8 protein-coding genes are annotated in these 11,957 nt (G+C 59.5%); all 8 read left to right on the top strand.

What is annotated here, in order from left to right; genetic code table 11:
• Positions 1-148 precede the first annotated feature (148 nt).
• The 8 genes from acpS to DW180_RS09365 all read left to right on the top strand — a co-directional run bounded on the left by acpS (position 149) and on the right by DW180_RS09365 (position 11,915).
• Positions 149-688, top strand: coding sequence for a holo-ACP synthase (acpS, locus tag DW180_RS09400; RefSeq protein ID WP_117798369.1), 540 nt, complete (start codon positions 149-151; stop codon positions 686-688).
• Positions 689-2,305, top strand: a complete 1,617-nt coding sequence (locus DW180_RS09395) for an NAD(P)H-hydrate dehydratase (protein ID WP_082435564.1) — start codon at positions 689-691, stop codon at positions 2,303-2,305.
• 2 nt (positions 2,306-2,307) lie between these two features.
• Positions 2,308-3,453 (top strand): alanine racemase, encoded by a 1,146-nt coding sequence (alr, locus tag DW180_RS09390; RefSeq protein ID WP_118238467.1) that lies wholly within the window; start codon positions 2,308-2,310, stop codon positions 3,451-3,453.
• 8 nt (positions 3,454-3,461) lie between these two features.
• Positions 3,462-4,082, top strand: a complete 621-nt coding sequence (locus tag DW180_RS09385; RefSeq protein ID WP_117776930.1) for a uracil-DNA glycosylase — start codon at positions 3,462-3,464, stop codon at positions 4,080-4,082.
• A gap of 12 nt (positions 4,083-4,094) precedes the next feature.
• A complete protein-coding gene (gene tsaE, locus DW180_RS09380) occupies positions 4,095-4,601 on the top strand; it encodes a tRNA (adenosine(37)-N6)-threonylcarbamoyltransferase complex ATPase subunit type 1 TsaE (RefSeq protein ID WP_089573670.1) in 507 nt (168 codons plus the stop codon).
• Entirely contained in the window at positions 4,588-6,972 is a 2,385-nt protein-coding gene (gene tsaD, locus DW180_RS09375; RefSeq protein WP_118238466.1) for a tRNA (adenosine(37)-N6)-threonylcarbamoyltransferase complex transferase subunit TsaD, read from the top strand. The genes tsaE and tsaD overlap by 14 nt, the downstream gene beginning before the upstream one ends.
• Positions 6,973-7,649: 677 nt before the next feature.
• Positions 7,650-9,539, top strand: coding sequence for a carbon starvation protein A (locus DW180_RS09370; RefSeq protein WP_117817704.1), 1,890 nt, complete (start codon positions 7,650-7,652; stop codon positions 9,537-9,539).
• A gap of 183 nt (positions 9,540-9,722) precedes the next feature.
• Positions 9,723-11,915: a hypothetical protein gene (locus tag DW180_RS09365; protein ID WP_158570977.1), complete on the top strand. Its 2,193-nt coding sequence runs from the start codon at positions 9,723-9,725 to the stop codon at positions 11,913-11,915.
• Positions 11,916-11,957 lie beyond the last annotated feature (42 nt).

The raw sequence follows: 11,957 nt of genomic DNA, 5'->3' as shown, positions 1-11,957 counted from the left end.
CTTGAAGAAGGGGGAGGCCTCGCGGCCTCCCCCTTTTTTGCGTTTACGGGCTTTTGTCTCACATAGTAGCTGTGTTTTATAACCCTCGTTTGTCGCATCTTCTGTGAACGGGCTACAATAACTTAGTCTGTGCGATATGGAGGTGAACATGGCTGAAGCTGGTATCGGCGTTGATATCGTCGAGATTTCCCGCATGAAATCAATTCTTGAAAAGACGCCGTCGTTTGCTCGGCGTGTGTTTACCGAAGAAGAACGTGCGTATTGCGATGCATCATCGCGTCCCGCTGCTCACTATGCGAGCCGCTTTGCTTCGCGTGAGGCGGTGCTTAAAGCTCTTGGCACGGGTTTTAGTCAAGGCGTGGGTCGCAAGGATGTTTCGGTAACGCGTGATAAACTCGGCAAACCGAAGGCTCTGCTTTCTGGCCGTGCTCTCGAAATCGCCCAGGATTTGGGTGTTGTCGAGGTCGCTCTTTCTATTACCCTTACGGGAGACTTGGCCGTTGCGAATGCCATCGCGATTACCGAAGATGCTCGGCCTAAGCCAAAAGATGAAAAGGTGAGCACCAAGAAACGCGTTGCGCAGACATTTAAAGAGGCTCGCTCTGTATTAGATGAGCTCGAGCAGCTGCAGAATTCAGCATTGACGGAGCACCTGGGCGATGCTTCGCAAGATACGCTAGGAGCATAGATGAAACCGGTTTTGAGTACCGAAGAAGTCGTTCGTCTCGAGGATATCATCGAACGCGAAGGGACTTCGAAGGCCGAGCTTATGGAGCTAGCGGGTGAGTTTGCCGCTAACGAGGTCTTGAAGCTCAATCCCGATCGGGTTCTCGTTTTGGTCGGTTTTGGTAATAATGGTGGCGACGGTTGGGTTGCCGCCGATATCCTGAGCCATAAGGGTGTGGACGTGGATATCGTTTCTCCGGTTGAACCGGATGAGATTCCTGCTGCTCTGGCACGTCATGTTGCTCGTCGTACTGCCGGCCGCGATGTGCACGTTTGCGTCGGCCCCTCGCGTGATGAACTCGAGGTTTTGATCGATAAGGCCGATGTTGTTGTCGATGCCATTTTTGGTACCGGTTTCCACGGGAATCTGCGTGCGCCGTTCTCAATTTGGATTCCTACGGTCAATGAATGCGCCGATTGTGTCGTATCCATTGATGTCCCCTCGGGCCTGAATGCAGAGACGGGCGTTGTTGATGACGACTGCATTCGTGCCGAGCGCACGGTGACGATGATTGCGCCCAAGATTGGTCTGTATAGCGCTGATGGTCCTGAGTATGCTGGCGATTTGATCTGCGGCAATCTTTACGACCGTCTTGACGAGGTCATCGATGATGTCGACCACGCCGCCGAGATTGTCGAGCCCGGTGACTTAGTTGATTACTTTGCTCCGCTACCATCGAATATCGATAAGTATTCCCGTGGCTCCGTGCTTATTGTCGCCGGATCTGCGCAATATCCTGGTGCTGCCATTATGGCGGCCAAGTCTGCAGCTCGCGCGGGTGCTGGTTACGTGGCAGTCGCGGCTCCTGACGCCTGTGCCAATCTCATTCGCATGGCACTTCCTTCGATTCCCGTCTTTGCTATTCCGTCTGATTCCCGCGGCTCCTTTGGCGCCGCTGCGCGCATGACGGTGTGCGAGATCGCAAAGAAGTACAGCTGCGTGCTGTGCGGTCCCGGTATGACGACGTCTGCCGGCGCTATGCAGGTGGTTTCGGGCTTGCTCGAGCTTGATGTACCGCTAATTTTGGACGCCGATGCACTCAATTGCCTTGCTAAGATTGCCATTGACGGTATTGATAGTAACCCCGAGATGTATCGCCGCGAGCAGCCGTTGGTTATGACGCCGCACTATCGTGAGCTTTCGCGTCTGGTTGCCGGTGACGAGGTGAACGACCTTGGTACCGCGATTGCGGCCGCGCAGAAGGTTGTTTGGGCTGCAGGCTCCGACAATCTGGTGGTCATTGCCAAGGGGCCGACGACGGCTATCTGTGGTGTTGAGCGCGTGCTGCTGCCACTCTCGGGTCCGGCTTCTCTGGCAACTGCCGGTTCGGGTGATGTTCTGGCGGGTATTTTGGCCGGCACGCTTGCCACCATGCGCGACGAGATGGATCGTTGGGAGTTGCTGTATTCGTACGCCGTCGCACTTCACAGCTACGCCGGTTTTGCCGCGGCGACGGAGTATGGTGAGAAGAGCGTTATCGCAACCGATCTTATCGACTTGATCGGTCCTGCCATGGAGCTGGCGGCAAAGGATGCGCTCGAAGATCTGGGAATCATGGACGAAGGGTCGGATGACTAATCATGAATAAAGCCGATTTGACGCGCTGGTCCTGGGTCGAGATCGACCGCGGGGCGCTCCGTCGCAACACGAGGGCCTATAAGAACTTGTTGAATCCGCGTCAGCGCCTGTGCTGCGTGGTCAAGGCCGATGCTTATGGTCATGGAGCTGTTGAGTGCGCCAAGATCATGTATTCGGCCGGTGCCGACATGTTTGCCGTGGCGACGGTTAACGAGGGCGTTGAGCTCCGACAGGGCGGGATTACGAAACCCATCCTCATCCTAAGCGAGCCGCCTATCGAGGCCATTCCGACGTTGCTCGAGTTTGATATCATGCCCTCGGTCTATACGTCTGACTTTGCTCTTGCGTATGGCGAATGTGCCGTCGCGGCGGGCAAGGTGGGCAAGTATCATCTCGCCATCGAGACGGGCATGAACCGCATTGGCGTACATTACACGCAGGTGCTCGACTTTGTCCGCGGTATTAATTTCCATCGCGGTATTCAGTGCGACGGCGTATTTACGCACTTCGCCACGGCCGATGAACCTTCGGGCTGGGACTACAAACTGCAGTGTCAGCGCTTTACTGAGGCCGTTCAGGCCATTAAGGATGCGGGCTTTGAGTGCGGTATCGTGCACTGCGCCAACACGCCGTCCTCGATGCTCGATTCTTCAATGCACTTTGACATGATTCGTGCCGGCATCGGTTTGTATGGTCTGCAGCCATGTGAGCTGAGTGGTCGCGTGATGCAGCTTGATCCCGTTATGAGCGTCCATGCGCGCGTGACGCGCGTGGCACACCCTGCGATGGGCGAGGGCGTGGGCTACGGTTTTACCTACCGCGTACCGCGTACGCGCGTTCAGATCTGCACGCTGCCGATCGGTTATGCCGACGGCCTATCGCGTACGCTTTCCAATCGTATGGATGTGCTGTATCGCGGCGAGCGCGTGCATCAGGTTGGCAATATCTGCATGGATCAGTTTATGGTCGCCATTCAGTCCAACCCGGCGCATGAGATTCCCGAGGCCGAGTATGGTGACGAGATGATCATTGTCGGCTGCGATGGAGATGCCGAGATTACCATGGACGAGATGGCGCGCCTACGCGGCACGATTAACTACGAGGTCGCTTGCGGCTTTGGTATGCGTCTCGACAAGGTCTACGTGTAGGAGTCGCTATGGGCGTCATGCACATTCCCGGCCATAGCCATCAGGCGCCGCGTGAGGTCGCACTCGAGGAGATCGAGGCCGTTCTGGGCGATTGTCACCTTTGCCAGCTTTACCAGTCGCGCCACAACATCGTGTTTGGCGTGGGAAACCCCCGCGCTCGCGTGATGTTTATTGGCGAGGCGCCGGGCCGTAATGAGGATTTGCAGGGCGAGCCCTTTGTGGGGGCGGCAGGCGAGGACCTCAACGGCATTTTGTCGCTGGCGGGGCTCAAACGCGAAGACGTCTACATTGCCAACGTGCTTAAGTGCCGCCCGCCGGGAAACCGCAATCCGCGTCCCGAGGAAGTGCTGGCTTGCTCGCCGTTTTTGCGTGAGCAGATTCGAAGCATCTGGCCCGATATCATCGTGACGCTCGGCAACCCCGCGACGCACTTTGTGCTTAAGACCGAGATCGGCATTACTAAGCTGCGCGGCAGGTTCCACCAGATGGGGCATTTTGTGGTAATGCCCACGTTCCATCCGGCAGCAGCGCTGCGCAATCCGGCGTGGCAGGAGCTGCTGGAGGAAGACTTTAAGATGCTGGGCGACTATCTGGAGCGACATCCCGCACCAGAGGACGCCTCGGAATAATAAGGAGCATATATGTCCCTGGAGCGCCTGGGGGTAGGTACTTACAAAACGACTTGCGCTGCCGATACGGAGTACTTTGGCGAGCTAATTGCACCGTGCCTTGAGGACGGCGATGTGCTCATCCTGACCGGTGGCCTGGGAGTGGGCAAAACTCACTTTACCAAGGGCGTCTCGCGCGGGCTGGGCGATGGGCATATGGTTACGAGCCCTACGTTCGCGCTCATGGCCGTTCACGATCAAGGTCGTATTCCGCTGTTTCACTTTGATCTATACCGCCTGGAGCATGCCTACGAGCTCGAGGATACGGGCATTTTCGATGTGCTGGGCTATGAGGGTGCTTGCCTGCTGGAATGGGGCGAACAATTCCAGGACGAGCTGACGGATGAGTATCTTTCGGTGACGCTCAGGCGTGATGAGGGCGACAGCGACGTGCGAACGATAACGCTCGAGGCGCACGGTGACCGCGCAATGGAGCTTTCCCATTTGATTGATAAGGCTGTACAAGATGAGCTTGCATAACGACAACGCGCTGGTGGTGGCGCTCGATACCTCGACCGACATGCTTGCCTGCGCGGCAAGATGGATTGATGGGCAGACGGGCGAGACGAAGCTCGTGAGTGGCGACCACATGTGTCGCCGTCACGCCAACGTTGAGCTCGTGAATACCGTTGATGGCGTGCTGGCTCAAGCCGGTCTGGATCGCAGCGATGTTGGTTGCTACGTGGTCGGCCGCGGCCCGGGGTCGTTTACGGGTGTGCGCATCGGCATCTCCACTGCCAAGGGCCTCGCGCGTGGTGCCAATGTTCCGCTACTGGGCGTGTCGACGCTCGATGCTTGCGCTTGGACGGCGTGGAAGGCTGGCGTGCGCGGCAAGCTTGGTATCTTGGCCGATGCTATGCGCGGTGAGGTATATCCGGCGCTGTATATGCTGGTCGATGAGGGCCCCGAGCGTCAATTTGAGCGCGAACACGTGGTCAAGGCCGCCGTGGCGCTCGATGAGTGGCGCCGAGCAGCGGACTGGGACCAGGTTCAGCTGACCGGTGACGGTCTCGTGCGCTATGGCAAGCTGCTGGGTGAGGACGAGACCGTCCGCTGCGTGGAGCGCGACCTGTGGTGGCCTTCGGGCGAGGGCTTGCTGCTCGCGCACGCTGCGGGTGACGGCGATCCGGCTCGCGTCCTGCCGATTTACACGCGCCTTTCGGATGCCGAGGAAAACGAGCGCAAGCGTCTTGGTCTTGCTGAGAGTGCACAGAGCGAAATTACGGGCGTTGCCGATGAGCTCGCCGGTCGTCATCTGCAGTTCCGTCCCATGGGCGCGGCGGATGCCGAGGGCGCGAGCGCGCTAGAGGCTGCCTGCTTTGAAGGTGCCGGACACAAGGCGTGGACGCCGGGCATGTTCCTGTCCGAACTGGGCGAGGACGTCGCTGCGCCGCGTAGTTGGTGGGTGGCACACGACGACGGCAAGCTGTTGGGCCTTGCCGGCGGTATGGTCGTGGACGGTGATGTGCAGATTCTGGATGTCGCCGTCGACCCGGCACATCGCCGTGAGGGCATTGCCCGCAAGCTGCTGTCGCACGTGAGCTATGATGCCCAGATGCTCGGCTGCACTACGGCTTCGCTCGAGGTCGAGGACGGTAACGAGGGAGCGACCGCGCTTTATAACGCTCTGGGCTTTACCGAGGCTGGCCGTCGCCGCGGCTACTATGGTGCCGGCAAGGACGCCATCGTCATGACGGCTCCGCTGCCCCTGGTGCTTCCGGTCGACAATGCTTCGCCCGAGCCGACGGCGGCAGAGCAGCGCGTATGGCCGCTGCCTGCGCCTGGGCGCTCCGAGGGGGAGCGTGCCGAAATTGAGCGCCGCCGCCTAGTGCTCGCTATCGAGAGCTCCTGCGACGAGACGGCCGTGGCGATTATCGATGCGGATGGCAATATGCTGGCCAACCAGGTGTCGACACAGATTGATTTTCACGCCCGCTTTGGCGGCGTGGTGCCCGAGATCGCCTCGCGCAAACACGTTGAGGTGATTGTGAGTGTCGTGGATGCGGCGCTCGAGGATGCCGCAGCATCGCTTGGTCTTGAGGGCGGAGCCATCGCGCCGAGCGAACTCGCCGCTGTTGGCGTGACACAGGGTCCGGGCCTGGTGGGTGCTCTGGTAGTGGGCGTCGCCTTCGCCAAGGGCTTTGCCTATGCCGCCGGTAAACCGCTCGTGTGCGTCAACCATCTGGAGGGCCATCTGTTCGCCAATCTGCTGGCGCAGCCCGATCTCAGGCCGCCGTTTATCTTCACGCTCGTCTCGGGCGGTCATACCATGCTCGTGCACGTGAAGGCATGGGGCGACTACGAGGTACTTGGTGAGACACTCGACGATGCTGCGGGCGAGGCCTTCGACAAGGTAGCCAAGGCGTTGGGTCTGGGCTATCCCGGTGGCCCCATCATCTCCAAGCTGGCCGAGACGGGCAACCCCAAGGCGATCGATTTTCCTCGCGCGCTTAACAGCAGGGGAGATTATCGTTTCTCGCTTTCGGGTCTTAAAACGGCCGTGACGCTCTACATCGAGCAGGAGACCAAGGCCGGGCGCACGATTCACCTGCCCGATCTGGCGGCTTCGTTTGAGGCAGCCGTCTTTGACGTTCAGTACAAGAAGGCCAAAAACGCCCTGCATGCCACCGGATGCAAGGAATACTGCATCGGCGGCGGCGTCTCGGCTAATCCGCATCTGCGCGAGATGATGATCAAGAAGCTTGGGCGTCAGGGGATCCGCGTGACGGTACCGCCGCTTTCGGCGTGCACCGATAACGCTGCCATGATCGCGGAGGTCGCCCGCCGTAAATTCGACCGAGGTGAAATCTCGCCGTTCGACGTCGACGCCGATCCAAACATGACGCTGTAGCTGGTACGGCGCGGTCCCCGGACGGAGGGGCCGGATATAAGGTTTATCGCGAGTTCCGCACGCAAAGAAGGCCACTTAATGTGGCCTTCGTCTTGCGCAGGACTGTAGAGCAGGAAACCTTATATCCGGCCCCTCCGTCCGGGGACCTTTCTGTATCGATATAGCTTCTGAGCTGGTTTGGCGTCGACAACGTCCGGCAAGGTTAGCCAGCTGCGTCGAATTTCCGGCGTGCTTTAGCTGAAAGAAAAAGATGGTGTGCGGAGCTTTGCTCCGCATTTGGGATGGGAGCTCCCGCGGCTCCCGAGGGGCATCTCTCATGCAAAAACTTTTGTTGGGTAAAGTCCGAGGTCAGTGGCGTTTTATACCGAGAATTTCAAAAAAAGTTGAAAATTCATTACAAATTTGCGTTGACTTTAGGTAACTAAAGTTTCATACTGCTTTTCATCCACTGGGGGATGTGAACACGCACGGATCGTTCGCATCATGATTGAAGAGGATTTCTTAGACATGTTCACGCATCAGCTAAACATTATCAGCGTAGTAATTATCTGATGCGGGTTAGCACATACAGCTAGCCCGTACGATAACGGGCGGCTGATGAAGATGAGGGCCGTCGAGCGCAACCGACGGCCCTCATTTTTTATGTCTAGGAAGTTCTTTTTAGAGGAGGAAATGTAATGAACGGAGTTTTGCTCATGGTTGTGGCCGCGGCGGTGCTCGCCTGCGGCTATCTGGGCTACGGCCGCTGGCTGGCCAACAAGTGGGGCGTTGACAAAGAGGCCCTCACGCCGGCCAAGCGCATGAAGGACGGCAAGAGCTTCTCACCCGTCTCCGCTTTTACCGCGTTCTCGCACCAGTTCAGCTCGATCTGCGGTGCTGGCCCTGTCACGGGTACGATCGTCGCCATGGCCTTTGGCTGGCTGCCCGTCGTGCTCTGGGTCCTCGTCGGCGGCATCTTCTTTGGCGCCGTCCACGACTTTGGTGCTCTGTATGCTTCGATGAAGAACAACGGCAAGTCCCTGGCTCAGCTCATCGAGAAGTACATCGGCAAGACCGGCCGTCGCCTGTTCCTGCTGTTCTGCTGGCTGTTCTGCATCATCGTCATCGCCGCCTTCACCGACATGGTCTGCAAGACGTTCATGTTCACCCCGGCCGTTGACGCTTCTGGTGCTGCTACCGGTGCCATCGACTTCACCAAGTCCTATGCCGCCGGCTGCGCTGGTACCATCTCCATCCTGTTCACCTTCGTCGCTATCGCCTTTGGTTGGGCCCAGAAGAAGTTCAACCTCACCGGTGCTACCGAGTTCGTCACCGGCGTGGTCCTCATGGTTCTCATGTTTGCCGTCGGTATGCAGTTCCCGGTCTACCTGGATAAGTTCCAGTGGTTCGCCGTCGTCATGGTCTACCTGGTCTTCGCTGGCGCTATGCCCATCCAGATGCTCAAGACCCCGCGTGACTACCTCACTTCCATCATGATGATCGTCATGATCGTTTGCGCTGTCCTCGGTATCGTCGTCCTGGGTGTTAACGGCCAGGCCACCATCACCGCTCCGGCCTTTACCGGCTTCTCCAGCGCTTCTGGCATGATGTTCCCGGTCCTGTTTGTTTCCGTTGCCTGCGGTGCCCTCTCCGGCTTCCACAGCCTCGTTTCTTCTGGTACCTCCTCCAAGCAGGTCGAGAAGGAGCAGGACGCCGTCAAGGTCGGTTATGGCGCCATGATCGTCGAGTCCTTCGTCGGCATCCTTGCCATCATCGTCGCCGGCATCATGTTCTCCGACATGAACACCGCCGGTACCGGCGCCCTCAACGCCGGCGTCGCTTCCACCCCGTTCCAGATCTTCGCCGCTGGTATCTCCCGCGGTATGCAGGCCTTCGGTGTTGACGGTACGTTCGCTACCGTCTTCATGACCATGAACGTTTCCGCTCTGGCCCTGACCTCGCTCGACGCCGTCGCCCGCATCGCCCGCACCTCGTTCTCCGAGTTCTTTGCCCAGACCAACGACGCCCTGGCCATCGAGTCCAAGGCCGGCTACATGAAGGTTCTCGGCAACCCCTGGTTCGCCACGGTCGTCACCCTGCTTCCCGGTCTCGCCCTCGCCTTTGGCGGCTATGCCAACATCTGGCCGCTCTTTGGTGCTTCCAACCAGCTGCTCGGCGGTATGACCATGATTACCCTCGCCGTGTTCTGCAAGTGCACCGGCCGCAAGGGCTGGATGCTCTACGTGCCCGTCGCCTTCCTGCTCTGCTGCACCTTCACCTCGCTGGTCCAGAGCGCCATGGGCTGCATGACCGCTGTCCAGGCTTACGGCTTCTTCGGCACCATCCCGGCTACCGCCACCACGGCCGCCGTCTCCGTCGCCGCCACCAAGGGCCTGCAGCTCGTTTTCGCCGTCCTGCTGATGGTCCTGGGCCTCATCGTTGCCGTCAACTGTCTCAAGGAGTTCTTCGGCAAGGAGGCCGGCTCCATGCCCGACGAGGAGCCCGAGTGGTCCGAGATGGGCAAGGCCGAGTACGGTCGCGCCGCTGCCGCTGAAGCTCCTGCCGACGCCGAGGCCGCCAAGGCCTAGTCGGTCGGACGGGTTGAATCTCCCATCTATTTGACTCGGAAAGACCGGGTCCGCAATCAAGCGGACCCGGTCTTTTTTCTTGTGATAACAGGTGGTGCAAGGGCGTTCTCGCAGATGTTTTGCGTGGATAGGCTCGTGCGTTGTACCATATGGACGTATATGTGTGCATATGAAAGGGGCCCCGTGGCCAAGACGGTATATTCCGATAATCAAAACAATGTCGATGCTCTGGCTGAGCGTCTGAGCAGCCAGACGTCGCTTTCTGCCGAGCGCGCCAAGCTGGTTGCCTACGACCTGCTCTGCCGCAAGGCGCTCAAGATTAAGTCGAGCGCGCTGGCGCAGATTTTCCGCTCCGTCGATAAGGAATGCGATACCAAGGCGATGCGCGATGAGCTTATCGCGGCAAATATCGTGACCAAGATCGAGGGCAGCGGCATTAACGGGCGCCCGGCGTTCTATACCATCAATGTCGAGATCCGCGATGCCCAGGAGCAGCCTGCCGAGTCCGTCGAAGATTTTGTCGTCGAGGATTCCGCTGACGTGCCTGCTGTGGAAGAAGTTGCTCCGCGTGAGCATGTTGATACCGATGAGTTGCTCGATGAGAACGTCGTGCGTGCCTTTACGGCCAAGGCAGGGCGCGGCGGTTTTGGCGGGGGTGGCAAGCGCGATGCGCAGCGTCGCGCCCAGCAGGAGCGCTTCCGTCGCGCCGTTGCTCGAAAGGGTGAGACGGATGCCGAGGCTGTTGAGAACGAGGTTGCTGCCGAGTCGCAGAGGCCCGCGAAGGAGCAAAAGCCCGTGGAGGCCCAGGAGCCCCAGCGTCGCCGTGGTGCCCACTTTAAGGCTGCGCAGCAGGATGTCGCGCATGAGGTTGAAGAGCTTTCCGAGGCCGCAGACGATGTTGAGGAGTCTGCCAAGAAGGCCCCGGGCTCATGTCGTCCCGGACGTGGTTTTGCGAGGCGCGCGTATCCCGTAAGGCGTCAGGAGAAGGGCGAGCCGGCTCCGACCGCTCAGGCCGAGAAGGCCGAACAAACCGAGAAAACCGTTGAGCCGGCGGCTCGCGAGCAGAAGCCTGTTGAGCCGCAGCTTGAGGTTGCTGCCGAGGCCAAGGGCGAGCAGCCTACTGATGGGCAGACGGAGCAGGGCGCGTCGAGCAGGCCTCGCCGCCGTCGCCATCGCGGGGGTCGCAGTTCCCATGCCGAGACTGCAGCCGAGAAGACCACGCCGCAGGACGAGGATGCGAAGGCCGAGGTTTCTTCGGGGCAGCCTAAGCGCCAGCCGGCGAAGGAGAGCAAGTCCGATCGTCCGCAGAAGCAGGCGTCTATGCCGAAGCGCGAGCGCAATTCCCAAGGCGATTCTAAGCGCAGGTCTCAGAAGAAGCCGGAGTCTGCCGCAGCAGATGCTGCTGCCCAGCAGCCCGAGTCGGCCGTCCACGGCGAGGTATCGGCGTTTGCCCTTGCCCGCGTTTTGGGCAGGCAGCTGCTCAAAGTTGTCCCTACGCCTACGGCGCTCTCTAAGATCAAGGAGCAGCAGACTCAAATTGTTAAGGTCGAGGGCAAGGACGGCAAAAAGGCGCCGCAGCGCACTCAGCACAACGAGATGTCCAACCGCAAGATTGCCGAGGAAATCGCAATCATCCAGGCTTGGATCGAGCAAAACCGAGGTGCCGATACGCCGGTTGCCTCGCGCCGCCAGCGTGCCTACCAGATTTTTAACGATGAGAAGGCCTTTGACGGCAAGCACGGCGAGCGCCTAATTCGGCGTATGACCGAAAAGGGCATCAGCATGCAGGCGATTAAGGTCGCCCCCAACCGCCCCGTTCACTTTACGGGTTTCTTTACGCTGGGCGCCGATAAGCCGTTCATTATGGTCGAGAACCTGGACACCTACGACGAGATCGTCAGGCTGCTGCGTGGCCGCAAGCACGCCAAGCTCTTTGGCATCAAGGTGGGCGGCGTGATTTTTGGCGGCGGATGCAAGGCGAGCGTCTCGCATGCCCTGGACGATTATCTGGCTGAGATCGGCTATCGCTTTAACTACGTCTACTACGTGGGCGATATCGACCGCGAGGGCGCGCGCATCGTCGAGCAGGCTCGCAATGCCAATGTGGTTGAGATTCGCCTGCATGCCGGCATGTACCGCGCCATGCTCGCCGAGCATAAGCGTCGCGTGAAGGCCGGCGGCGAGTGCGAGCCCGCGGCTGCCAACCAGGGCGTGCCGCAGAACTTGGCGGCGACGATCAAGGATCTGCCCATGGTCACGCGCGTGCAGTTCCGCAATGTGCTGCGCGAGGGCGGGCGCATTCCGCAGGAGATTCTGATGACCGCCGACTATCGGGATGGCGACTCGGGAAGCTTCGACCGCATGCTTAACAACTAAATTCCGCCGGCCCCGGGAGAGCGGGGACACCGGCTTAGGTTT

Source organism: Collinsella sp. AM16-21 (assembly GCF_003471905.1).
Lineage (GTDB): Bacteria > Actinomycetota > Coriobacteriia > Coriobacteriales > Coriobacteriaceae > Collinsella.
Note: the sequence above shows the minus strand (reverse complement) of the source record. Positions and strands in the feature narration are given on the sequence as shown.